The following is a 24,534-nucleotide window of genomic DNA, read 5'->3' as shown; positions in this document are numbered from 1 at the left end:
CGCGTCCGACGTCTGCGAGCATCGACGCCTGATGGCCCGTACGGTCCTCGTCGTCGACGACGACGCCTCCTTCCGACACCTGGCCGCCCGCGTCCTGGCGTCCTGGGGCCACGTCGTGGTCGGCGAGGCGGGGACGTTCGCCGAGGCCGTCGCGAGGGCCTCGGACCTGGGGCCGGATGTCGTGCTCGCCGACATCGGCCTGCCCGACGGCGACGGGTTCGCGCTGACCGTCGCGCTCGCCGCGCTGCCGTCTGCGCCGCGCGTCGTGCTGATCTCGTCGGACTCCGACCCGGTCAACGGACCGGCGTCCTTGCGCGCGGGCGCGGTCGGGTTCGTCCCCAAAGACGACCTGCCGGGTGCGCTGTTGCGGCGGTTGATCGAGGGCGGCTGAGCACGCCGCTCAGCCCGGCGCGGTGAGCCCGATGCCGACGGCGGTGAGCAGCCGGGTGACCGACGGGACGAACTCCCCGGCCAGCGCCTTGAGGTCGGGGTCGTCGTCGTAGAGGCGGGCGAGTTGCTCGGGCGGGTGGGTGACCTGCCACCGCGTCCCGGCGACGCTGTGCACGGCCGCCACCATGTCGATCGCGCCGGCCGCGCTGAGGGCGGGCATCGCCTGCGTCATCGACGCGACCAGGTCCTCGACCGCGACGAGGCCGATGTGCTGGAACTCGCGGACGTAGGCGATGTCGACGTCCTCTTCGAGGTTGCGGGAGTTGCCGAGGAGATCGCAGAACAGCGGATCCCGAACCAGCCCGCCGACGAGCGTGCCCGCGAGTCCTGCGGCGTCGACCTGGTCCTTTGCGGCGAGGTCGGCGCGGACGGTCGCAGCGAAGTCCGTCCAGCCCTCGCCGGCGAGGCGCAGCAGCACCTCCTTGTGCGAGCTGAAGTAGCGCCGCATCGCTGAGTGGTGCAGTCCGGCGCGACCGGCGATCGCCGTCAGCGTCACGCTCCGCACCCCGCGCTCGGTCGCTAGCTCGCGGGCGGCCTCGACAAGCGCCTGGGCGCGCTCGGCCTTGCGCTCCGGGGAGCGTGCGCGCTGGTAGTAATCCACGCGCCGCACGGTAACGCACAGGATGTGCGCTTGCGTTGCGGCCCGCTCCGCGCTACTGTCGGCCTATCGCACTGCTTGTGCGTTACCTTCAGGAAGGTGGGCTGCGACATGCGGACGAGCAACGGCGCTGTGCGGTTCTCGCGCGATGCCGCCACCACGCTGCGCGTGGTCCTCGCCGAGGACGACGTCCTGCTGCGCGAGGGCATGGCGCGCCTCCTGGCCGAGGCCGGGTTCGACGTCGTCGCCCAGGCCGGCGACGCCGAGGACCTGTTGCGCAAGGCGTTCGCGCACAAGCCCGACGTGGTCATCGTCGACGTCCAGATGCCGCCGCGCCATGAGGACGACGGGCTGCTCGCGGCGATCGAGGTCCGCCGCCGGATGCCCGAGACCGGCGTGCTCGTGCTGTCGCAGTTCTACGAGGCCGGCTACGCGCTGCAGCTGATCGGCGAGCGCGCCGAGGGCGTCGGCTACCTGCTCAAGGAGCGGGTGGGGGACGTCAGCGCCTTCGTGGACGCCGTCCGCCGCGTGGCCGCAGGCGGCAGCGCGCTGGACCCCGAGGTCGTCAGCCGGATGCTCGGCCGCCGCGGCGGCGACGATCCGCTCGCCCGGCTCACGCCACGCGAGCTCGAGGTGCTCGGCGTGATGGCCGAGGGCAAGTCCAACACCGGGATCGGCAGCGCGCTGAGCGTCACCGAGGCGGCCGTCGAGAAGCACGTCACCGCGATCCTGCGCAAGCTGGAGATCGGGATGGTGAGCAGTGAGCATCGCCGGGTGCACGCGGTGCTCGCCTACGTCCGCAGCGGCGCGGCGCGGTGACCGGCGACGCCGCGCTCGGGCGCCGGCTGGTCGCGGCCTCCGACGCGCAGGGCCGCCGGTTGCAGCGACGCCTCCACGACGGCGCGCAGCAGCGCCTCGTGCAGACCGTCATCACGCTGAAGCTGGCCAGGGCAGCGCTCGGCGAGCAGGACGGGCCCGCGGTCACGCTGGTCGACGAGGCGCTGACCCACGCCCAACGCGGGCTCGCCGAGCTGCGCGCGGTCGTCCACGCGATCATGCCGTCGGCGCTCGGGCGCGAAGGCCTCCGGGCCGGCGTCGACTCGCTCGCCGCGGAACTCGGCGTCGCGGTCGACATCGACATCGCCGTCCCGCGCTTGGACGACCGAAGCCTGGAGACCACGGCCTACCTCGTCGTCGCCGAGGCGCTGGCCGGCGCCGTCACGCGCGTGCGGGTCCGGGCCCGCGTCGCCGACGGCGTCCTGGAGGTTGAGGTGCGCGGCGGCGACGGCGGTCGCCACCTGCTCGCGGGACCCGGGCTCGCCGCGCTCCGCGATCGCCTCACGGCGAACGGCGGCCGGCTCGCGGTCGACGGCACCGTCGTCCGGGCCTGGTTGCCCGTCGCCTGAAGTCCAGGGCATCTGCCAGGCGCGATGGCGCGCCGCGGCTGGGACGTTGTAGCGGTCAACTCCACAACAAGCGGAAAGGCCGAACAATGCAAGTCCTGGATCAGCAGTTCATCGACGGGAAGCTCGTGCCGTCGCACGGCAGCGACGTGTACGCCGTCAACAGCGCGATCACCCGGGAGCAGATCGCCGAGGCGGTCCTCGGCGACGAGGTCGACGCCGAGCAGGCCGTCGCGGCGGCCAAGCGCGCGCTGCCCGGCTGGTCGGCGACCAGCCTCGAGGAGCGACGCGGCTACCTGCAGAAGCTCGCCGACGCCTTCGAGAACCGGCGCGAGGACATGATCCTCGGGCTGGTCGAGGAGTTCGGGACGACGCGGCCGACGGCCGCCTACATCGTCGACCAGTCGCGCGACTGGTTCGTCGAGGCGCAGAAGCTCGTCACCGAGGACACGTTCACCGAGCAGGTCGGCCACGCCACCGTCAACTACGTCCCGGTCGGCGTCGCCGTCCTGATCACCCCGTGGAACGGCGCCAGCTGGTTCATGGCGATGAAGGCCAGCGTCGCACTCGCGGCCGGCTGCACGGTCGTGCTCAAGCCCAGCGAGCGCGGCATCTGGCAGGCCTGGCCGGTGATGCAGGCCATCAGCGAAGCCGGCCTGCCCCACGGCGTGATCAACCTCGTCTTCGGCCGCGGCCAGCCCGTCGGCAACGTGCTCACCGGCCATCCGCACGTCGACAAGGTCTCGCTCACCGGCTCGACCGCCACCGGCAAGGCGATCGCGCGCAACGGGATCGAGACCATGAAGCGCGTCACCCTGGAGCTCGGCGGCAAGTCGCCGACGATCATCCTCGAAGACGCCGACCTCGCCCAGGCCGTGCCGTTCGCGCTCCGGGCCGGGTTGTTCAACAACGGCCAGGCGTGCATCGCCGGGACCCGGATCCTGGCGCCGGAGAGCCGGATCGACGAGATCCGGGAGGCGCTCGTCGCGGGGATCGCGGCGATCAACGTCGGCGACCCGCACGACGACGCCACCGTGGTCGGCCCAGTCCTCGACGAGGACCAGTACGAAACCATCCAGGGCTACATCCGCACGGGCATCGCGGAGGGCGCCGAGCTGCTGGCCGGCGGGGAGGGGCGCCCCGAGGGACTGGGCGACGGCAACTACGTCAAGCCGACGCTGTTCGCCGCGACCAACGACATGACCATCGCGCAGGAGGAGATCTTCGGCCCGGTGCTCACGCTGATCACCTACCGCGACGAGGACGAGGCGATCGCGATCGCCAACGACTCGCCCTACGGCCTGCACGGCTACGTCGCCACCGGCGACGTCGAGCACGGTCGCGCGGTGGCCCGTCGGATCCGCTCCGGGCGGGTGATGGTCAACGAGGTCATCGACGCGCCCGATGCGCCCTTCGGCGGCTTCAAGTTGTCGGGGATCGGCCGGGAGTTCGGCCGCTACGGCATCGCCGCGTACCTCGAGACCCAGACCGTCTTCAGCAAGTAACCCAACAACGCCCACACAAGGAGCCTCACAGCATGCACGCCATCACCATCAGCCGGTTCGGCGATCCCGACGTCCTCACCGAGGCCGAGCTTCCCGATCCCCGTCCGGGGCCCGGGCAGATCGCCATCGACGTCACCCACGCCGCCGTGGGGATGATCGACGTCATCTTCCGCCGCGGCGACCACGCCGACGACGACCGCTTCCCGCCCCCGCCGTTCGTGCCCGGCATCGAGGTCGCCGGCCTCGTGCGCGAGCTCGGCGCCGGCGTCGAGCAGTTCCGGGTCGGCGAGCGCGTCGTCACCCTGTCGCTCGTCGAGCTGGGCGGCTACGCGACCGTGGCGCTCGCCGACGCGGCGCGCACCGTCTCGCTGGAGGGCGTCGACGTCGAGACCGACCAGGCGCTCGCCTCACTCCCCAACGCGGTGACCGCGCACCTCGCGCTCACGCACGCCGTGTCGATCCGGGGCGGGGAGACCGTGCTGGTCCACGGCGCGACCGGCGGGCTGGCCGCCGCGTTCCCGGCCGTCGCCCGCGCGCTCGGCGCCGAGCGGCTGATCGGCACGGTCGTCGCCGACGCGCACGTCGAGGCTGCGCTCGCGCTCGGCCACGACAAGGTGATCCGCGGCGACCAGTTCCCGGACGGGCTGGACGGCGAGCAGGTCGCGATCATCGTCGATCCCGTGGGCGGCGAGCTGCGCAAGGCCAGCCTCGACGTCCTCGCGCCCGAGGGCCGGCTGCTGATCATGGGCCACGCCAGCCCCAACCCAGACCAGCCGTTCACCGGTGACGACCTCTGGGGCCGCAGCGTCGGCGCCACCGGCTTCGTCGTCGGCACGTTCCTCCAGACCGACCCCACCCGGGCGCAGCCGGCCCTCGACGCCGTCTCGCCGCTGGTCGCCGACGGCACCATCAGCGTGCCGATCCAGACGCTCGCGCTTGCGCAGGCGGCCGAGGCCCACCGGCATCTGGAAGCGCGCACGAACACGGGGCGGTTGATCCTGGCGACGGGTTAGACATCGGGCGGCCGGGAGCACAACGCTCCCGGCCGCGTCGGTCGCCTGATGACCACAGCGACGCTCGGGCTGTGGCCTTGACCGCGGTCGGGATGACGTCGGTACGGGCGCCGGGCTCGGAGTCAAACGATCGGTTTGGTCGCCGCGGCGCTCCGAAATACCGCGTTATCGCGGGACGCCCTGATCGCTAGGCAATCCTCGAACGAACGCGCTCGTTCTGGTGTGCGCGACCTCTTGGACAATCTCCAAGAGGGCACTCGATCTTGACGAGAAGTTCCTGGAAATCGGCACTTCTTCGAGGTCTATGACCTCCCGAGTGCGATGCAAGAAGCCTGCGCCATCAAAGCGACCGATTTGCAGGGGTTTCCCGGCGACCCTGTTTCCAGTTCTGGACTCGGATACCAGCCGATTAGTGATCATTCCGGGCGATCCAGGCACTGGCGCCGTTCCAGTGCCTAGAGCGGCGCTGGGCGGGAGATTGTTTGACCGGCTGAGCGAGGAGCTCTACGGCGAACTTGAAGCCGTGTCGGTGTACGTGTCGAGCCCATCGGCGACGGCGAGCAGGACGGCGAGCTTGAGGGCGGCATCGACGGCGTCAGAGGTCGCATCGTGTGGAGCGCGCAGGGAGCGGCCGAGGGCTTCGGAGAGGGTGCGGACAGGCCGGAGGAGCACGGTGCTTCCGGCGCCGTCGAGGCGCTCGGTGAGGTCGGCCCAGCGGTCCCGGGTCAGGGCGTCGGGCCGGGCGACGCCGGCGGTGAGGAGGTCGGCGAGAGCGCCGGAAAGCTCGGTGAGCACCGTCGTGGGCTCCGTGTCGAGGAGCGCCGAGCGGTCGGTGGCGGGCGCGCCGGCCGCGTCGACCCAGGGCTGGAGCATCGTGCGCTGCCCGGCGTCGTCCTCAACCACGACGGCCGTGGGCCGCAGCCCGGACCTCGTGAGGTAGCCGGCGACGAAGCGCACGGCAGCCGCGTGGTCCAGGCCGGCCAGCAGCGCTTCGACGCCGGCGGCGCCCGGCGCGGTGTAGGGGTGCACCATCGTCGCGGTGCCGCCTGCGCCGTCGTGCAGCGTCGCGACGACCGCGTGCTCGGCTGGGTCCCACCCGGCGTCTTGGACCCCTTCGACGGCGACGACCGCGAAGCTCTCCGCCGGCGTCCGGGCGGCCAGCGCGGGCGGGAGCCTGTGGGACGAGAGCGCCCGCGCCTCCGCGAACGACTCCGCGACGAGACCACCGAGCGACGTCGCCCAGTCCAGCCGCTGCGGGCTCGACGACGCGGGGCGCCGTCCGAGAGACACCCGGCCGCCGGCCGAGATCCTGGCGCCGGTGGCCACGAGCTGGCCGCGACCGAGGTCGGCGTAGGTGATGCCCTTGCGGACCGACCCCGCGGCCAGGCGGGCGAACGGCATGGGACCTCCGTCGCCGTCGGCGAGGCTGCGCCCGATCGCGACGACGCGCGCGTTGTTGGTGTCGTACATCAACGCGTCGATATGCGACGTCGCGCCGGCGCGGCGCACCCGCGTCCCCAGCCCGATCAGCAGGCCGCCGCGCACCTCGACGTCGGCGCGCCGCGGCCCGCCCGCGACGACCCCGCGCGGCACCGTGCCGCCGGCGATCGCGTCCAGGCGCGCAAGGACCTCGCCGGCCAGGCGCGGGACCTCGGCAGGCGCGAACGCCGGGTCGGCCGCGGCGTGGCGGCGGCATGCCTCGGCCAGGTCGTCCAGCGCCGCCGCCGGCCACGCCCAGCCGGCGTCCCGTGCGTGGGCGGACGCGTGCTCCAGGACGCGGACCGTCCCTTGGCGGCCAGAGGCGACGCCGGCCTCGGCGACCAGCGCCACCGCGTCTTCGACCTCGGCGCGCGCCCTCGCATCGACCGGCGGCGGCGAGCCGAGCTCCACCAGCCCGGCGTCGGCGCCGTCCGGCAGCGCGCGGAACGCGAGCACCGCGAGGACCGCGTGCTCGCACGGCGCCGGCTGCGCGCAGGAGCAACGCGCGTAGCTGAGGTCGCCGGGGACCAGGAAGCGCACGACCACGTCGTCGTCGTGGATCTGCGCGAGCGGCCTGGCCGATCGCGTGGGCGACACCGCGACGCCGGTCTTCGCCCGGGTGCGCGCCCGGGCGCGGGTGGCCCTGGGGACGTGGGCGTCCAGCACCTCGTCACCGATCGCGCCGGGGTCCCACGCGGCGTCGGCCGCGCCGACGGCGGCGCTCGCTGCACCGTTGTCCGCGGCCTGGTAGGCCAGCACCGCCCGGACCACGTGCCGGCACAGCCCGGCCGCCGCGCACGTGCAGCGCGAGTCCTCCAGCCGCGCCCCCGCCGGCAGCGTCGTCGTCGCGTCGGCGCCGGTCACCGTGACGGTCCCCGCCTCGTCCTCGGCGACCTCGAGCTCCGCGCCCGCCGCGACCTCGCGTTCGGCGCGCCGGACGACACCGCGGTTGGCCAGCAGGACGAGGTCCTCGCCCGTCAAGGCCATCAGGTCGGTTCGGCTCACGCCACCCGCTCCGCGACCCAGACGGCGAGCTCGTGCGGCGTCATCGCGCCCACGTGCGCGCCGAGCGCGGCGATCCGCGACGCCGTCCCACGGTCGTAGCCCGGCACCGCGTCGGCGTCCAGCGCGGCCAGGCCCAGGACGGTCACGCCCGACTCGATCAGCGCCTTGGTCGTCGCCAGCAGCGGCCCGACGGCGCCGCCCTCGCAGAAGTCGGTGATGAGCACGACCAGCGCGCGGTCGGGCCGCGTCACCAGCTGCGCGGCGTAGGCCATCGCCTGCGCGATGTCGGTCCCGCCGCCGAGCTGGACGGCCAGCAGCGTCTCGACGGGGTCGCCGGCGCGCTCGGTGAGGTCGACGACCCTGTCGTCGAAGACGACCAGGTGCGTGTCCATCAACGTGCCCAGCGCCGTGAACACCGAGGCCGTGACCGCCGCGTGGATGACCGAGTCGACCATCGAGCCCGACTGGTCGACCAGGACGATGACCTGCCAGCGGTCGACGTGGCGGCGCACGCGCGAGGAGAACAGCGGCTGGTTGATGACGATCCGGCCGCTCGCGAGGTCGAAGTGCTTCAGGTTGCGCCGGATGGTCGCCTTGGCGTCGAAGTTCGCGGCCACCTTGTGGCGCGTGGGACGGCGCCGGTCCAGCGTGCCGGCGAAGGGCGAGACGACCTCGCGCGCCAGCCGCTCGCGCAGCTCGTCGACGACCGCCCGGATGATGCGCCGCGCCTCATCGAGGACCTCGCCCTTCATGAGGTGCTTGGTCGAGAGCACGGCCTTCAACATGGTCATGCTCGGCTGCGCCTGACGCAGCACCTCGGCGTCGGTCACCAGCTCCAGCAACCCGTAGCGGTCGAGCGCGTCGTGCTCGAGGCGCTCGACGACGCGGCGCGGGAACAGCTCCCGCACGTCGTTGATCCAGGCCGACACGGTCAGCCCGTCGCCGCCGCCGAGGCCCCCGCTGCGACGGTCGCTGCCGGTCTCGCGCTCGTAGAGGAACGTCAGCGCGCGGTCCTGGGCGAGCTGCTCGTCGCTCAGCGGCTCGCCGGCGTCGCCCGTGCCGCCACCCGGGACCGCGCACGCCGCGGCGGCCTCCGCGCCGAGGACCAGGCGCCAACGCGCTCGTCGGACGTCGTCGTCGCTCATGCCGCACCCCGCAGCCCGAAGCGACTCAGGACGCCGGCCAGCGACGCCTCCAGGCGCGCGAGCGCCTCGGCCTCGGCCGGGTCGGCGACGCGCTCCAGCGCCTCGCCCAGGACGATCCGCGCCGCCCGGTCCTTCTCGCGCGGCGCCAGCGCGCCGAACGCCCGGCGCAGCGCGGGCAAGGCCTCCAAGAACGCCGCGGGCTCCCACCCGACGAGCACGCGGTCGATCGCGTGCAGCAGCTCCGGCCGGCGCTGGGCCGCCTCGCGGGCGAGGCGCAGCAACCCATACAAGAAGTCGCCCAGTGCGGCCGGATCGGCGAAGCGCAGCGGCGCGGCGTCCAGCGCCTCGGGGTCGACCGCGTCCAGCACCCAGCGTGCGCCGAGCGCCGCGCCGCGCAGGCCGGGCGCCGCCGCGTCGTCGGCGTCGAGGCGCTCCAGGACGCCGAGCAGCTCCTCGCGGCCGAGCCCGAGCGCGTCGCCCGCGCGCTCCAGGACCTCGATCGCCTGGGCGATCGCCTCGACGCCGGCGTCCTCGGCGGGCGCCGCGCCGCCGCCCGGATCCAACAACCACAACAACCGCTCATAGGCGGCCGCCAGCAGCGCGCCCGCACCGGCGTCGCCGGCCGTGCCGAGCACCGACTCATAGCGGAACAGGTGCAGCAGCGACGCGGCGGCGTCGCCGACCGACGCGACATCAGGATCGGCGCCGATCAGCTCACCGACCCGGGCGACGAGCGGCCCGGCGACGTCGCCGGCGCCGGCCAGCAGCGCGTCCTGCAGCAGCCGGGCCGCGCCCGCCGCGTCGTGGGCGAGCCGGCCAGCCAGCTCCAGCAGGCGGCCGGCGACGGCGGCCGGGACGCTGGCGCCGTAGGCCGCGGCCTCGATCGCCGCGCCCGGCAGGCCCACGGCGCGCCACACCGTCCAGCGCTCCTGCAGCGCGCCGTCCTGCGGCCGGGCGACGACGTCGGCGGCCTCGAAGCCCGGCAGCGCGAGCACCGCCAGCCCGTGCAGGAGGCGGCTGCGCTCCAGCTCGCGCGGGATCCGGAGGTCGAGCGTGACGCCGCGGCGCTGCGCCGCGGGCTCCAGGTCGAGCGCCCGTAGGCGCTCCTCCAGGTCGGTGACGAACGGCGGGCGCCGCGCCTCGTCGGCCAGCCTCCCGAGCGCGTCGCCGCGCAGGACCTCGAAGCACGCCGCGAGCATCGGGTGCACGATCCCGGCCTCGAGCTCGTCCTTGACCAGCGCGCCGCGGATGCCGTCGACGAGGTCCCGGCGCCAGACCTCGGCGTGCCCGCGCAGCGCCGCCAGCCCCTCGGCGGTGACGCGCAGCCCGATCAGGTCGGCGGGGCTGACGGGCTGGTCGAGCTCGCGCAGGCGCGCGACGATGCGCGCCAGCGCGACGTCGGCCGGTCGCTCATCCGCGCCGGCGTCGGTGGTCCGCGCCCGCCAGACCAGGTCGTAGAAGCCGGGGTTCGGCATCCCCGCCGCGTAGCCGGTCAGCGCGTCGAGCGCCGCGTAGGAGTAGGGCGTCAACGCGACGACCCGCCCGTCGCCGGCGCGCGGCTCGGGCAGCGCCTCGGCCGGCGCGGCCTGCGCGTCATCGTGCAGCAGCCGCCGCAGCCCCTCCGTGTGGAAGCCACCGGTGACGACCACGACCGGCCCGTCGACCGTCGCGAGCGTCCTGCGCACCTGCGCGGCCATGAAGCGCTCGCGCCGCGCGTCTTCCACACCAACATGCTCCTCGGGGCCGCGCAGCTCCCGGCAGAGCGCGTCGACCCGCGCGCGGTAGTCGGCGAGCGTGAGGTCCGGGTCGACCTCGACCAGCAGGTCCCAGGCGTCGTCGAAGCCATCGACGCCGAGGCGCTCCAGTAGCGCGGGCAGCGCCGGCGAGCGGTGCAGCTCCTGGTCGCCGTAGAGATTGCGCTCCTCGGGCGCCTCGGCGTCGACGAGCGCGACCCACGGCAGGTCGATGAGGCCTACAACAACGCCCGCTCGCAGCCCGGCCCGGATCGCCTGCCACTCCGGCGAGTACTCGCACAACGGGTAGTACGCGGCGCGCCGCTGACCGTCGCGCGCGACCGAGCTGTAGATCGCCACCGGCGCGCGGTGGTCCAGGCCCAGCTCGCCGACCTGGGCCTGGAAGTCGGCCGGTCCCTCGACGAGCACCGCCGCGGGAGCGACCTCCTCGATCAGCCGGAGGACCATGCGCGCCGCCTGCGGGCTGTGGTGCCGGACGCCGAAGAGGTGGACGCGCGGGTTCACCGCAGATGGCCGCGCGCCGCGTAGAGGTCCTTCCAGGCCTTGCCCTTGCGGCCGCGGACCTCCTGCTCGACGTAGTGGCGCAGCTTCTTGACGTCGTCGGGGTCGTCCTTGATCGCCGTGCCGATCAGGTGCTGGGCGACGTCGCCCGCACCCGCCGCGCGCCCGCCGCCGAAGTAGTGCGCCTGCACGCAGGCCGCGTAGCCGACCGACACGGCCTCGGCCGTCGACATCGCGCTGGCCAGCGGCTCGATCGCCTTGTCGCCCGCGGTCCTGCCCGTCCGCAGCTCGGCGAACGTCGTGACGAGCACCTCGGTGAGGTCGTCGTCCAGCCGCGCCGCGATGCCGACGCGCGCGAGCATCTGCGCGGTTTCGCGCTGCACGAGCGCCATCTCGTCCTGGAGGTCGGCGATCGGGAGCACCGTCTCGAAGTTGAAGCGGCGCTTGAGCGCGGCGCTCATCTCGTTGGTCCCGCGGTCGCGCGTGTTGGCCGTGGCGATCAGGTTGAAGCCGTGGGCGGCGAAGACCGTGCGCTGCTCGTCGTCCAGCTCGGGCACGACGAGCACGCGATCGGAGAGGACCGAGAGCAACGCGTCCTGGACCTCGATCGGGCAGCGCGTGATCTCCTCGAAGCGCACGATCCGGCCCTCGCGCATGCCGGTGTGCAGAGGCGCGGGAACCAGGGAGCGCTCCGACGGCCCCTCGGCCAGCAGCAGCGCGTAGTTCCACGAGTACTTGATCGCGTCGTCGGTGGTCGCGGCGCTGCCCTGGATCGTCAGCGTCGAGTCGCCGCTGACCGCGGCGGCCAGCAGCTCCGACAGCAGGCTCTTGGCCGTGCCCGGCCGGCCGATGAGCATCAACCCTCGGTTGGTCGCCAGCGCGACCACGCAGCGCTCGACGAACGCGCGCTCGCCCACGAACTTCGGCGCGATCCCGAGCTTCGCGTCGCCGGCGATGAAGCGCACGGCCGAGGCCGGGGTCATCCGCCAGCCGGGCGGGCGCTGGACGTCGGCGTCGAGCGCGACCAGGCGCGCGAGCTCCTCGGCGTGCAGCTCCTCGGCCGGCGGCCGCTGGCGGCTCTCGGGCGCGCTCACGGCTTGGCCTTCGCGACCAGGTGCTGAACGTCGGAGAGGACCTCGCTGCGCATCACCGGTTCGACGTCGCCCCAGCGCAGGAGCTGGCGTCTGTCGCGGCGGCCGTCGTCGAGGCCGTAGCCGAAGTCCCACGCGTCGCCGCGCCCGGAGATCACGTACACCATGGTCACGCGCTGGTCCTCGGCCTCGACGATGTAGCCGGCGGGGATGCCGCCCTCGTACTGGACGACCGCCGTGCAGTCGGCGTCCGGGAAGTACTTGCTGTGCAGGTGGAACATCCCGGCGTCCTGTGGCACGCCGCGGGTCCAGTCCAGGTTCTCGAGGATCCGCACCAGGGCGCCCGGCCCGATCTCATAGGCCTTGAAGCGCGTGAGGACGCGCGCGTCGCGGTCCTCGGGCTCGAGCTCGTAGACGGGCCGTCCCAGCTGCGGGAACGGCGGCACCAGCTCGTAGTCGGCGAGCACCTCGCCCCACGCGGCACGGGTGGCGTCGTCGAGCGCCATCGGGTGAACGATGCCGACCCGGGCGTCGCCGGGCAGGGCGAACGGCTCGTCGCCGGCATCGGCGTAGTCGCCCTCGTCGGTCAGCCGGAAGGTGGCCGTCAGCGCGCCGTCGGCCGCGTAGGTCCCGAGCACCAGCGGCGCGACGATGTGGCGCTGCAGCGGGTGGCGGACGATCAGGGCCTCGAAGTCGGCGACAGGCCAGCGGCGGCCCCCGACCATCGCCTGCTCCAGACGCGCGCCCTGGACCTTGGCCACGTCGGCCACCGTCCTGCGCACGACCTTCCAGTCGGCGACGGCTGCCGTCGCCAGCGCCGCGTCGTCCCTGACGCCGGGCTTCGGTGGCGAGGTCCGCAGCTTCCCGGTGCCGTCGCGGAGCATCGGCTTCATCCCGGGGCCGAGCACGAACTCGAACTGGCGCGGGCCGAAGTCGAAGACCCGCCTGCCGTGCTCGTCCAGGCCGCAGTCGGGGACGATCCGGTCCTCGAGCTCGCTCTTGGTCATGCCGCGGTCCCGGGCGATCTCCTCCATCGCCTCGCGCGCCCGCGCCTGCAGGGCCTTGAACCTCAGCCTCTGCGCGATGCCGTTCAGCTGCAGCAGCGCGACGTCGGTGCCGATGCCGCGCAGCACGCCGAGGCCGACGACGGCGCGCCTGTGCTGGCTCTCGCCCGGCCAGGCGCGGATGAGCGGCGCGAGACGCAGCGCGCAACGGTCGCCGCCGAGATGGCCCATCGCGACGAGCGCCCACCTGTCCCTGGTCGGCGCGTCGGCGGCCGACCACGCGTCGAACAGCGACCAGGCGAGCTCCTCTGCCGCGGGGCTGCCCGGGCCGATCGCCGCGCGCAGCGGGCCGATCGCCGGGTCGGGGTCGTCGGCGCTCGCGCGCAGAATCCGCAGGACGGTCGGCAGGTGCCGGGCGCCGAGGCTGCCGCCGTCGACCTCCAGCGGCGGGAGGGCGGTGACGTCCAGCCAGGCGGGGAGCGCGGTCCTGGCCAGGCGCGCTTCGGCGTCGGCCAGCCACGGTGGTGCGTCGTCCAGCTCGGGGCCGGCGGGCAGGGCGGCGTCCAGGACGCGGTCCTGGAGGCGGTCGCGCTCGGCGCCGGGCGCCAGCTCGGCGGCCAGCTCCTCCAGCACGGGTCGCGACGGGCCGCGGGCCATGCGCTTGAGCTGGTCGACCGCCGCGTCGGCGAGGCGGCCGGAGCGGGAGAGCAGCGGCGCGAGCCCGCGCGCGGTCTGGCGCGGATGGTCGTTGAGCCAGTCGCGCGCGACCGACGGCGCCCGCGAGCCGACCATCAGCTCGAGCATGCCGGGTGCGGCCTCGAGCGCGTGGACGCGGGCGGCGAACGCGCCGATGGCGGTCGCGGCCGCGTCCCGGGACTCCTGGCGCAACGCCGACGCGACGAGCCGGTCCAGCCGCCGCAGCTCGGTGTGGGCGAGGAACCCGGCGATCTCATGCTCCTCGGCGAAGCGCATGCCGGTGCGCTCCACCACGTCCTCGAAGGCCTGCGCGGAGCCGACGCCGAAGGCGATCGTCGCCCAGGAGCCGGCGCTGCCCGAGTCCGCGAACCAGCCGTCGGGCCAGCGGTCGCACAGCTCCTGGACAAGCGCGTCGAGCCCGCCGACCTGCGCCGCGAGCAGCGCGGCATCGCCGAGCTGGTAGCCCGGGTCGCGCAGCTCGTCGGTCAGCCACGTGCGCGCGCGCTCGCGCAGGCGGTCGCGGTCGGCCCTCGACAGGGCGGGCAGCAGGTAGGCGCGCACGCCCGCAAACAGGCCGAGCACCGGGCTCTCGTTGCCGGGCTTCGCGCGCGGGGCCAGGAGCAGGTCGAGCGTTCGCTCCGGGCCGAGCAGCGTCACCAGCGGCGCCATCGCCTCGCCGCCGGGGAGCTGGCTCGTGCGGGCCAGCGCGATCGCCGCATCGGCCGTGAGGTCCGGCGGCTGGTCGATCACCGCGGCGTGGCGCCTCAGTGCGGTGTCGCCCCAGCGCACCGGCTGGCCGGCGCGGAGCCAGTAGGCGGCCTCCTCGCGCGTGATGGGGAAGGGGATCGGCGACGCGGGCCAGCGCAGCGCCCACTCGCTGGTGGCGGCCCTCATCGCTGCGCGCAGGCGCCTGGGGTCGAACGGCACGGGCTCGTCGGCGGGCGGATCGTGCAGCGGGCGCCAGGTGGCCAGCGACCACTCGTGCGGGCGGAGGTCCAGCGGCGGCCGGTCGTCGAGTGCGGGCGCCGGGGACGGGGACGCGCCGGCGGCGACCGCGGCGTCGGACGCCGGTGCGGGTTGCGGTGCGGGTTGCGGCGCGGGCGCGGGCTCGGGTTCCGGCGCAGGCATCGGCGTCGCGCTCGTCGCGTCGCGGTAGCCCTTGCGCAGCTTCTCCGCGATCAGGCGCTCGGCGTCGCTCGCCGCCTTGTCGGCCGACGGGAAGTCCTTCGTCTTGACCTGCCCCGCGGTGCCGGTGCGCCCGTAGTGCACTGTGTGCTGCGACCCGTCCACGCGAATCGTCCAGAACTTGTCGGACGTGCCCTGGTCGAACACCAGCGACCGTTGCTCAAGCGTTCCCATTCACTCCCCCGTCGTCACCGCACAGCAGCGTATCCCGAAACGCCCATGGCCTCGACGAACCGATAGGTCATCATCGTCCCCGTCGCGGCGGCCCCGGCGATTTCGTAGCCGACCGCGGGGTTGACGCGGACGGGCCAGCCTGTGTTGTCTTGGCGACATGAGGCTCCTGGAGCGACGCGCGACGCGCGGCGCTGGGCGTCGGCGCCGTGGTCGTCGCGGCGGCGGTCACTGTGGCCGCCGCGCTGGCGCTCGGTTCGGGCGACGGCCGCGGCGGAAGGCCGGCGTCGGTCGATCGCGGGTTGCTGCAGCGGCGCATCGAGCGCGACATCACAGCCCTCGCCCGCTCCGGGATCTACGTGACGGCGACCGGGCAGGCCGCGACGTGCGTCGCGGTAGAGGTCGTCAACCCGACGGCGCCGAACCTCGACTATCTGCGCCGGCGCTATGGCCGCGGAATATGCTTTGACCGCAGCTACGGGCCGGCGCACTTCTGCGCCGGGGCCACCACACCGCCACCCGGGCGCACGCGCGTCGTGCCCGACCTGCGCGACCTCGGCATCCGCACAGCGACGCGCCGCGCCGTGGCGGCGGGCTTCTCCTACACCTTGGACTGCGCGGGCTTCGGCACGCGCAAGGTGTCACACCCACGACGTGGCTCACTGGCATCGGTGGCGCGCGTCAGCGCGCAATGCCCGCTGCCAGGCACCCGGGCGCCGGTCAACGCCCCGATCACCCTGGAAGCGGTGGCGATCCTGCCCGGCAGGTTCACCTACACCTTCAGCGCGTTCGAGGCGACGGGGTCTGCCCGACGCTGCGTTGACGGCCAGCCGCGATGAAGCGCACGCGGTCCTGGCCCTCAGCCGACGGACTTTGACGCGCGGGGTGGTTTCCGTAGCTGGGCGTTATCGGGCGTGGCTTGCGATCGTTCTTCACCGGCCGCACACGGAGCGTCCGAGCACACCGATGGCTGTCCCGGGATCAATGAGGACAACTTGACGGCGGGGTCTACATCTGATGAGTCGGCGTCTGGCGCTCATGCCGCGGGACGACGAAGACCTGTCCGTGATGCGGCACTGTGCGGGGTCGTGAGCTACGTGGTCGAGTCCTCGAGCTTGCGACCGACCTGCCCGAGCACAAAGCGCCACTCGGTCTTGTCCGCCGATTGATCATCGAAGGAAAAGTAGATCCGTGCGACCTTTCCCGCGCCCGAGCCCGAGCCCAGTGCCACGTGTGGGCCCATCGTCCAGGTCTGGCCGTCGTGGGAGAACTCGTACTGGTCGGCGCGGCTGCCACCTGGGCGCGTGCTCATGCTCACGTCGCCTCGCCAGGCGAGTCCTAGCTCGCGCGCCTTATCGGCGATCGACTTGCCGATGCCGCCCTCGCGCGCCCACAGCGCAGCTAACCGCTCTAGGCGCAGCAGCACATCGAGGATCTCAGCTGGCTGCTCGAAGGGGCTGTCGGCTGCCGATTCGCGAGCGCGACGAGTGACCACTAGGTGCGGGCAGCGCTCCTCGGCGATGGCCAGCGCCTCGGCGACGTCGCCGGGTACGGCCAACTCACGGTCGTCGTCGGCGTCTGAGCCCGGCTCGGCCTGAGGCGCGTCGGCCGGTCGGACAGCTTGGGCCAGCGCCAGCCCCGTGTTGCGGCGCTCCTCTTCGATCTGGCGCCGTAGCGCGTCGATCTGCTCCTGTGCGTCCTCAAGCTCGGCGCGTGCGACGTCACGCTGCTCGCGCATCTCTTGCAGGTCGTCGCGCGTCTCGTCGAGGGTCTTGAGCGTACGGTCGTAGTCGGCCAGCCACTCGTCGGTGGTGCCGTCGCCGGTGCGCGTCAACGAGGCGATTTTTGCCTTACGGCGGATGCGGCTGTGGTCGGCAGGTGCGGCCACTACCGCCGCCGCGGCCCCGATACGCTCGGCGATCACCGTGATGGGCTGTCGGCGCCCGCGCCAAGCCCGCAGGCGCTCAAGCGACCACAGTGGGTGGCGCAGCGGGTCGTCGTCGAGCGTCATGCCCGGCCACCAAAGCCGCACCGCTCCAGGTGGACAGCCCAGACCGCCCAGCCGTCGGTGTAGGGCCGCGCCCGGCAATCCGTAGAGCGTGAAGAAAGTGTGGGCCAGTCCAGCGGTCTCCTTGGCCAGACGGACCGGATCGACGGCCGGCGCCAGGGTGAGCGGGTTGTCGGAGGCCAAGAGCACAGGGCGGGTGCGGTCCGGCGAGAGCAGCAATTCGTCGATGAAGCTGTCGACCTCGCCTGAGGCCAGAACGGCCGGGCCCGGCGTCAGCCGCTGGCCGGCGTCGAGCACCTCGAAGCGGCGCAGCAGGTCAGCCACCACGCGCGGTGCGTGAATGGGCTGGCGCTCGTCGGTGATCTGATGGCGGCGCAGTTCGGTATGCAGCAGCACCGAGGCGCTGACACGCTCTGCCACGTCGCCGACGGTTACACGCGCCACCACCTCTGTTGCCGGGTCCTCGGCGTGTGGGTGGCGCAGCTCGAACTGCCAGAGCCGCCCCTCGGCGGCCTCCAGCACGTTGATCTCTACCGTGGACTTGCCGTCGGCCAGTTCGTAGGCATCGGTGCCCGGCGTCCAGACCCGCCCGCAGTCGGCCGGAAGCCCTGAGTGCCTGCCGCGCCAGGCGGCCACGACCTGGCTGACATCTTCGGCCACCGTGCCGGGCGCAAAGCTCAGGTCGTTGGTATAGGCGCGCACTACTGACCTACCACCCGCGTGCTCGAGCAGCCCATCCTGTACTGCCCTGGAGGGTGGCGTCGGTTGCGGCCGCACGGCACGCGTTCGCCGCGCGGCGGACCGGCTGCTGTCGAGGAGATGGCTCGGAGCACGGGCGTAGCGGGCTGACACGACGCACGCAGACCGTCCCGGCGCCGGCCGTCAGTGAGAACCTGGCGCGGTGTATTGACTGAGCCGTCCTGAGCGTTACGTTGCGCGGGTGAGGGCGCGGTCGACGCGGCGTTCGCCAAGCATGTCGGTCGGGCTGGAGAGTTGCGCTGGCGCATGGGGCGCTGACGCTAGCGCAGAGCGCTGAAACAGGCTGTAGCGTTCTCTCGTAGCTGAGCTTTGAGCGTGCGCTGGATGCTCGGGCAAGCACCGAATTGGGAAAGCCAATTTCGGACCGCTCGAGAAGCCGGTTCTCGGGGGACGCCGACGGGACCGCCTTCACGGAGGCTTTGCGAGCCGGCGAACGGTGGTCACGTGCCAGAGCACAAGCGGCGGCGCCGACGGCGGTGAGCGCGACCGGGACGGGGTGGGTCGTCCCTGCCGATCTGGGCAGCGAGATCGTGGCGGCCATGGTGCGTGAGACGGCCCGCGGTGGTTCGGTCGCCTCGGCCTGTGTCGACGCCGACGGCTTTCGCGCCATCTCGGCTCACGCGCGAGGCGGCATCGCGCTGATCGTCGCCGGTCACGGAGTCGAGGAAGCTTGGGACCGGGAAATCGAGGAGCTCAGCGAGCTGCTGCGCGCGACGGCTAACGACCTCGTATACGCCTCGGTCCGTCGCGGCTGGAAACCGGCGATGGCTCTGTATGACGATCTGGGTCTTCCCGGCGATTGGCCGGTGCGGCCCGGCTACCGGCCACGGGGCAACGCCGCGACGACCGTGGCCTTCGAAGACTTCTTCGCGCCCGACGCCTTCGGTCTCCAACTGCTCGGGCCCGGCTATGGCGGTCGGTTGACGTTCGATGGTGAGGCGGCTGGCCGCTGGCGCCGCGAGCCGATCGGTGACGCGACGCTGCTGGCTCATGCCGAGCCGGAGCGCTGGTTCGCTGCTCCACCGGTCCGGCTGGTCGGTTACAGCACGGTTGAGGTCGACCCAGCGGCTGCCGCGCTGCTCGAGTCCGCGCGCGCGGAGCTGTCGGAGATCCTCTATCGGCCGGGAGCGCTGGTCGAGCAGGGCTTTGCGGATATGGCTGATCGCTGAGTCTCCATGGGTCGGCGTTCCCGCGGAGGAGCGCTGAAATCGACGCCTACATGTTGTCGGTTCGATCATGGCGCTGCGTGGACGAGCCAGCCTTCCGGGGTGGCGAACACGACGTCGGCGGGGTCGGCGACGAGTAGCGGGTCACGGCCGAAGTCTGGGACGGCGTAGCGGGTGGGTGGTGCGGTGAAGGTGCCGTCGACGCGAGGGTTCGCGGTCTGCGGCGCGATGGCGTGGTGGTGGCTGCGCTGGTACCAGGCGACCAGCGCCGGGCTGGGCGAGCGCGGCGGCGCCGTTGTCGGTCTCGGTGTGATCGGAGAGCCGGTATGCGGGCGCAGGAGGCCGTTGTGGGTTAGTCGGCTTCCCAGGCGGAAGCCGACACTGATACCCGCGAATGCAGCACTCAAACCTCGTACATCTGTTCAACGGTCTCTTGGTGGACATTGAACGGTCCGTTGCTTGACGTAATGGGTTTGTTTGATGTTGGGTGCTGAGCGGCTGCGCGGCTTGCTCTCCTCCTGCGCGGCGTCGGTCCATTTCTCGATTCTGGTGGGGTTTTTCGTGGGCGTTCGTTCGTTGCGCTGGGTGGTGCTCGTCTCTCTGTGGGCCGCGGCAGGAGCGTTGTTGGTGGCGTTGGTCGCAGGGTCGACCACGAACGCCGACTCGTCGTCGGCTGCGGATACGCCGACGGTCGCCGCGCCAACCCAGGAGCAGGCTCCGGCCGGCGACGATGAGGTCGTCGGGTTGCGCACCGAGCAGTCCAAGACGTTCCGGCGCGATGACGGGAGCTTGACGACGCGCGTCTATCCGGAGCCCGTCCACTACCAGGACGGCGGCGACTGGCATGAGATCGACAACTCGTTGGTCTCCGGTGACTCCGGCTACGTGCACCGGCGTGCCAACGATGGCGATGCGCAGATCCCGAGCAGCCTCGACGACCCGTTCAGGTTCAGCCACGACGGCGATTCGCTGTCGATCCAGATGCAGGGCGCCGACGCCACGGCGTCGGTCGATGGCGATCATGCGACGTATGACGGCGTGGCCGACGGGGTCGATGCCGAGTATCAGGCGATCAATGGCGGCCTTCGTGAGCAGCTGACGCTGGCTGACGCCTCGGCGCGCTCGGTGTTCACCTACAGGATCAGGGCCGGTGCCGGGCTGTCGCCGACCGACGAGGCCGACGGTTCGATCACCTTCCGCAACGGAGATGGCGCGGTCGCGTTCCGCCTCGGGGCGCCCGTCGTGTGGGACAGCGCGCAGCCCGCGGCGGTCTCGCATGCAACGACGCTGCACATCGCCGCGGCGGCGGATGGCGACGGCTGGACGCTGACGCTCGCCGTCGACCACGACTGGCTGACCAACCCGGACCGCACCTTCCCGGTCACCGTCGATCCCGACGTGTACTGGTCGGATTCCGGTCTGCGTTTCCATGGCGCGCAGCTGGACTGCACGCTGGCTGACGGGTCGTCGGCGGCCACGAGCCTGTGCGCCGATCCGACGCTGAGGGTCGGCCATGACGCGTCGCACAACTACCGCAGCAACTTGTACTTCAACGTGCGCTCGGCGATCCCGCAGGACGCGGTCATCTACGACGCGACGCTGTCGCTGTTCGATCCGGGCACGGCGGCGCAGTCGAGCTCCAACCTGCGCGTCCGCGCGATGGGCGCGGGGTGGACCGGCGCGGCGACGTGGAACACCCGCGACGGAAGCACGAGCTGGACCACGCCGGGCGGCGACACCACCGGCACCCCGGGGATCGCCACGTCGGTCGGCCACCAGGGCTACTGGTACTACTTCGACGTCCCGACCGAAGCGATCCAGAGCTGGGCCTGGGGCGACAGCATCGACAACGGCATCCAGCTGGCCGCCGATGCCGGCGCACCCCAGCAGGTCTACTCCTTCGTCTCGACCGAGGGCAACCAGGCCCAGTGGCCGGCGGTCGACATCGACTGGGAGGACCCGCGCGGTCTCGACGGCCCCTACACCAACGACAGCCAGGCGCTGTCGGACCACAGCCAGCTGGCGGTCAACGTCTCAAACGGCGGCCTGACCTACACCGAGCGCGACGCCTCACTTTCGGCGTCGGGGGCTGACGACGTGCGCGTCACGCGCTCCTGGCGCTCGGCGATGGCCTCCGGCTGGGGCCACTACGGCCGCGGTTGGTATGACGGCGCGACGATCTCCAGCCTCTGGCCCGAAGACGACGGCTCGGTCAACTGGGTCTCACCCGGCGGGTCGTCCTTCCGCTTCACCCCCGGCGCCGGCAACTCCTACAACTCGCCCGCCGGGGCGCCGAACCTGACCCTGTGCAAGACGTCGTGGACCGGCTGCTCATCCAGCGGCTTCTCCAACCTGCCCTACCGGCTGACAGACACCACCACCAACACCAGCTACCTGTTCTACGACACCGGCCAGCAGCGCGCCGTCGTCGACAGCCACGGAAACGTCGTCAACACCGTGCAGACCAGCGGCAGCACGACGATCACCGCCAACGCCAGCCGCGCGATCACCCAGCCCAACAACTCAAACGGCATGGCCGCCAGCACCGGCGACGGCAGTCACACCTGGACCTACAACTACGGCGGCAGCGACGGCACCGTCCTGAACTCCGCCACCGCACCCGGCACCGGCGGCGGTACCACCCAGTACGCCTACACCAACAACCTGCTCACCAGGATCACCGACCCCTCCGGGCGCCAGACCCTCATCACCTGGGAGACCCCGGCGATCGGCAACCCCCGCGTGACCAAGGTCGTCCGCCTCCTCGACGCCGCCCACCCGACCGACACCACCAAGAACCCCACCACCACCTACACCTACAACACCACCACGCGCACCACCATCGTCACCGACCCCGCCGGCAACGCCACCGCCACACCCACCGACGACGGCCAGACGACCTACACCTACGACAAGTACCAGCATGTCGCCACCGCCAGCCCAAGGACCTCGGCTCTGCCCGCGTCACCGGCCTGGGCGGCATCCGACGCCAACTGGGACACCACGCGGCCCGACAGCGCGCCAAGCGGGGCGCTCCATGACTTGGCGAATGGCTCCCTTGACGGTGAGGGAACGACGAGCGTGACCTTGAGCGCCACTGACCTCGCCGGATCTAGCGGACGCATCTCTGGCATTCGCCGCGTCGCGCTCGAAATCGACGGCGGACCGGTTCAAATCGCAGCGGCATCCACCTGCTCCACACCTGACAGCCCGCCGCGCACGTGCCCGCAAGGCGTCAGTCAAGAGGTCGATCTCGACGAGACGACGCTGACGGACGGGGCACATACCTTCAGAGAAGTGGCTCAGGATCTTGCGGGCAACACCTCGGTTTCTGCGAGTTGGACCGTGACGGTCTCTCGTATCACCACGACCATCGGGGCTACGGATGTAGCTCTCGTCGGTGACGTCGACGGCAGTGGCACGGACGATCTCGTGACGGTCTCCACGGATGGCGTGATCAAGGTGTTCGCGTCCGACGGCGCGGCCGGCTTCGAAACGGGGGCGGTATGGTCGACATGGAGCGGGGTCGACGCGTCTGACGTCGCGCTGGCAGACGTCGACGGCGACGGCGACCAAGACCTCGTGGCGCGCAACTCCGGTGATGCTGACGTCCGCGTCGCGCTCTCCAGCGGCGACTCGTTCGGGACGCCCGCCGTGTGGCTAGCTGGCGCGCCCGCCGGTAGGCTCGAGACGGCTGACGTCGATGGCTCGGGGACCGACGACCTCCTGCTGGTGCAGAGCGACGGCACGGTCAAGTCGGCTTACGCCGACGGCGGAGTGTTCGACGAGTTGGCCACCTGGGCCTCCCTGCCTTCCGGCAGCCAGCCGCAACTCGGCGACGTCACGGGCGACGGTCTCGCCGACCTCGTGCTGGTCCGGGCCGGCCGGGTCGAGGTCCGCGCATCAGACGCCAACACGTTCAGCACGATGCAGGACTGGGGCGCCGCGCCCTCCGGCGATCTCGTCATCGACGACGCCGACGGCGACGACACCGCCGATCTGCTCGTCCGCGACTCGTCGGGCACCGTCAGCTACCTGCCCTCCAGCGGCACCGCCTTCGGCGCGTCCGCGAAAACGACGGTGCTGCCGGTGGCGAACGGGTTCGCCACCGGCGACATCGACGGGGACGAGCGCGCCGACGCCGTCGGCCGCTCCGGCACGCAGGTCACGGTGCACCTCGGCACCGCGCCCTACCCGGTCAGCGACACCACCTGGACCCCAGACACGGACACGCCCGAGGACCCTGACGGCGACACCGGGTCCCACAGCCTGGTCGCGCCATCGGCGCAGGCGGTCAGCGGCAGCGCTGGTCTCTCCATCGCCTGGTCGGACGACGACCTGACCTCAGGAACGCTGCAAAGGCAGGATGAGAACGAGCCTGATCCTGCGGTGCGCTGCGCCATGCCGCAGCTGGCAGCGGCCACGGACCCGGCGTCGCCCCAACTGGCGCTCGACCGCATGCGCCAAGGCGGTGCGACCTACATCCGCATCAACGTCTACTGGTCGCGCTACATGGATGCCCCAGACAGGGACGTCTACCGCCAGGGCCTGCGCAACGCCGTGTTCTGCGCCCAGCGGGCCAGGCTGACGCCGTACATGACGATCGAAAGCGCCGACTACGACTATCCGACGAGGCATAACGTCAATCCTGACCCGGCGCAGTTCGCCAGCCTGGTCAGCGCTGTCGTCACGGAGTTCTACCCGCTCGGCGTCCATCGGTTCTCCCTTTGGAACGAGCCGAACCTGGCTACGTTCCTGACAGCCGGAACGTGCGACAGGGTCCAAAAAGACACCAGCACGCTCTACCGCAATCTGTACTCGGCCGGCTACAGCGCCGCCAAGACGGCCAACCAGGGTGCCATCGTGTACCTGGGCGAGCTGTCCGAGATCACCCGTCCCGTCAAGCCCGTCAGCTGCAGGAACGGCGACCACGCTCATCGGACGTCGCAGACGACCCTCGGCTTCCTCAGGGACGTCGTGGACACCTCACCGCACCTCGTGGCTCACGGCGTCGCGTGGCACGCCTACCAGCATCGCTCCAGCCCACGCACGAACAGCAAGGGCACCGGCATCTACGACATCGGGCATTTCCAGGACGTCCTGAGCGACCTGTACCACAACGGCCAGCTCCGAACGCCGACCGGGAACAAGCCCGGTCTCTACATCACAGAATTCGGCTACTGGAACGTGCCCTACGGGTCGAGGGTGGCTAGGGCTGGCCACAGCCCGGTGGCGTGGAGCGAGTCGCAGCGCGCGACGTTCCTGGCCAGCGCGCTGAACCGGGCGGCGCAGAACGGCGCCCGCATGTTCACGCTCTGGCAACTCAACGAGGCGTATCCCACGCTGGCGGCTGTGACGGCCGGCGCGCAGACAAGGGACGGCCTGGCTTTCGACACCGGTGTGCTCGGCAGTTCGCGGCTGCTGGAGCCAAACGGGCAACGACCGTATGGCGTCGGCCCGAACACGTCGCCGGCCTGGAACAATCCGCAGTCGCGCTCGGCTTTCTGCCGCGTGCGCCAATGGGCCACCGACAACGGCAAGAGCCCCCTCGCGCTGGCATCAGGATGCTGACCGGCCGAGGTTCTGTCGTGCGTCGATCGC

Annotated in this window: 15 protein-coding genes; 8 read left to right on the top strand and 7 right to left on the bottom strand. The window is 72.1% G+C overall.

All coding sequences use genetic code 11. From position 1 onward, the window contains the following. Nucleotides 1-31: 31 nt before the first annotated feature. Complete coding sequence (locus tag H030_RS0101750) at nt 32-391, top strand: response regulator (protein ID WP_027004841.1); 360 nt, start codon at nt 32-34, stop codon at nt 389-391. 9 nt (nt 392-400) lie between these two features. Here H030_RS0101750 and H030_RS0101745 read toward each other — a convergent pair whose 3' ends face one another. Continuing rightward, on the bottom strand, nt 401-1,051 hold the full coding sequence (locus H030_RS0101745; protein WP_051221470.1) for a TetR family transcriptional regulator: 651 nt from the start codon (nt 1,049-1,051) through the stop codon (nt 401-403). A gap of 108 nt (nt 1,052-1,159) precedes the next feature. Between H030_RS0101745 and H030_RS0101740 the strand changes: the two genes are divergently transcribed. From H030_RS0101740 to H030_RS0101725, 4 genes are all read left to right on the top strand, one after another. After that, entirely contained in the window at nt 1,160-1,867 is a 708-nt protein-coding gene (locus H030_RS0101740; protein WP_051222426.1) for a response regulator transcription factor, read from the top strand. Beyond that, entirely contained in the window at nt 1,864-2,454 is a 591-nt protein-coding gene (locus tag H030_RS28495) for a sensor histidine kinase (RefSeq protein ID WP_051221469.1), read from the top strand. Before H030_RS0101740 ends, H030_RS28495 begins: the two co-directional genes overlap by 4 nt. Before the next feature lie 86 nt (nt 2,455-2,540). Then, nucleotides 2,541-3,956, top strand: coding sequence for an aldehyde dehydrogenase family protein (locus H030_RS0101730; RefSeq protein WP_027004838.1), 1,416 nt, complete (start codon nt 2,541-2,543; stop codon nt 3,954-3,956). Between the two features lie 32 nt (nt 3,957-3,988). Further along, the gene (locus H030_RS0101725; protein WP_027004837.1) at nt 3,989-4,969 is read left to right on the top strand and encodes a quinone oxidoreductase family protein; all 981 of its coding nucleotides are present in this window, start codon (nt 3,989-3,991) and stop codon (nt 4,967-4,969) included. A 504-nt stretch (nt 4,970-5,473) separates the two neighbouring features. On the opposite strand, the gene H030_RS40370 is transcribed toward H030_RS0101725, so the two are convergent. The 5 genes from H030_RS40370 to H030_RS0101700 are packed head-to-tail and all read right to left on the bottom strand — an operon-like array spanning nt 5,474 to nt 15,003. Then, nucleotides 5,474-7,453, bottom strand: coding sequence for an SWIM zinc finger family protein (locus H030_RS40370; RefSeq protein ID WP_155891780.1), 1,980 nt, complete (start codon nt 7,451-7,453; stop codon nt 5,474-5,476). Further along, nucleotides 7,450-8,598, bottom strand: coding sequence for a VWA domain-containing protein (locus tag H030_RS0101715; protein WP_027004835.1), 1,149 nt, complete (start codon nt 8,596-8,598; stop codon nt 7,450-7,452). The genes H030_RS40370 and H030_RS0101715 overlap by 4 nt, the downstream gene beginning before the upstream one ends. Beyond that, on the bottom strand, nt 8,595-10,856 hold the full coding sequence (locus H030_RS0101710; protein WP_027004834.1) for a DUF5682 family protein: 2,262 nt from the start codon (nt 10,854-10,856) through the stop codon (nt 8,595-8,597). Before H030_RS0101710 ends, H030_RS0101715 begins: the two co-directional genes overlap by 4 nt. Continuing rightward, nucleotides 10,853-11,947 carry an ATP-binding protein gene (locus H030_RS0101705; RefSeq protein WP_027004833.1) on the bottom strand — a complete coding sequence of 365 codons (1,095 nt, stop codon included), beginning with the start codon at nt 11,945-11,947 and terminating at the stop codon, nt 10,853-10,855. Before H030_RS0101705 ends, H030_RS0101710 begins: the two co-directional genes overlap by 4 nt. Further along, nucleotides 11,944-15,003 (bottom strand): DUF4132 domain-containing protein, encoded by a 3,060-nt coding sequence (locus H030_RS0101700; protein WP_081690430.1) that lies wholly within the window; start codon nt 15,001-15,003, stop codon nt 11,944-11,946. The genes H030_RS0101705 and H030_RS0101700 overlap by 4 nt, the downstream gene beginning before the upstream one ends. Nucleotides 15,004-15,209: 206 nt before the next feature. Here H030_RS0101700 and H030_RS0101695 point away from each other — a divergent pair, with 206 nt between their 5' ends. Then, nucleotides 15,210-15,839 (top strand): hypothetical protein, encoded by a 630-nt coding sequence (locus H030_RS0101695; protein ID WP_027004831.1) that lies wholly within the window; start codon nt 15,210-15,212, stop codon nt 15,837-15,839. A gap of 254 nt (nt 15,840-16,093) precedes the next feature. On the opposite strand, the gene H030_RS0101690 is transcribed toward H030_RS0101695, so the two are convergent. Continuing rightward, nucleotides 16,094-17,710, bottom strand: a complete 1,617-nt coding sequence (locus tag H030_RS0101690) for a hypothetical protein (protein WP_027004830.1) — start codon at nt 17,708-17,710, stop codon at nt 16,094-16,096. A 596-nt stretch (nt 17,711-18,306) separates the two neighbouring features. On the opposite strand from H030_RS0101690, the gene H030_RS0101685 reads away from it, so the two are divergent. Both H030_RS0101685 and H030_RS0101680 read left to right on the top strand, forming a co-directional pair. Then, complete coding sequence (locus H030_RS0101685) at nt 18,307-18,936, top strand: hypothetical protein (protein WP_155891779.1); 630 nt, start codon at nt 18,307-18,309, stop codon at nt 18,934-18,936. A 477-nt stretch (nt 18,937-19,413) separates the two neighbouring features. Beyond that, nucleotides 19,414-24,504 (top strand): FG-GAP-like repeat-containing protein, encoded by a 5,091-nt coding sequence (locus H030_RS0101680; protein ID WP_155891778.1) that lies wholly within the window; start codon nt 19,414-19,416, stop codon nt 24,502-24,504. Nucleotides 24,505-24,534: the final 30 nt, after the last annotated feature.

It is taken from the genome of Conexibacter woesei Iso977N (assembly GCF_000424625.1).
Lineage (GTDB): Bacteria > Actinomycetota > Thermoleophilia > Solirubrobacterales > Solirubrobacteraceae > Baekduia > Baekduia woesei_A.
This window is presented reverse-complemented; position numbering and strand designations above follow the sequence as displayed.

Excerpts from the sequence above, each read along its gene's own strand:
- H030_RS0101750 (WP_027004841.1), top strand. The coding sequence starts at position 32 with ATGGCCCGTACGGTCCTCGTCGTCGACGACGACGCCTCCTTCCGACAC.
- H030_RS0101740 (WP_051222426.1), top strand. The coding sequence starts at position 1,160 with ATGCGGACGAGCAACGGCGCTGTGCGGTTCTCGCGCGATGCCGCCACC.
- H030_RS0101730 (WP_027004838.1), top strand. The coding sequence starts at position 2,541 with ATGCAAGTCCTGGATCAGCAGTTCATCGACGGGAAGCTCGTGCCGTCG.
- H030_RS0101725 (WP_027004837.1), top strand. The coding sequence starts at position 3,989 with ATGCACGCCATCACCATCAGCCGGTTCGGCGATCCCGACGTCCTCACC.
- H030_RS0101715 (WP_027004835.1), bottom strand. The coding sequence starts at position 8,598 with ATGAGCGACGACGACGTCCGACGAGCGCGTTGGCGCCTGGTCCTCGGC.
- H030_RS0101700 (WP_081690430.1), bottom strand. The coding sequence starts at position 15,003 with ATGGGAACGCTTGAGCAACGGTCGCTGGTGTTCGACCAGGGCACGTCC.
- H030_RS0101685 (WP_155891779.1), top strand. The coding sequence starts at position 18,307 with ATGGTGCGTGAGACGGCCCGCGGTGGTTCGGTCGCCTCGGCCTGTGTC.
- H030_RS0101680 (WP_155891778.1), top strand. The coding sequence starts at position 19,414 with ATGTTGGGTGCTGAGCGGCTGCGCGGCTTGCTCTCCTCCTGCGCGGCG.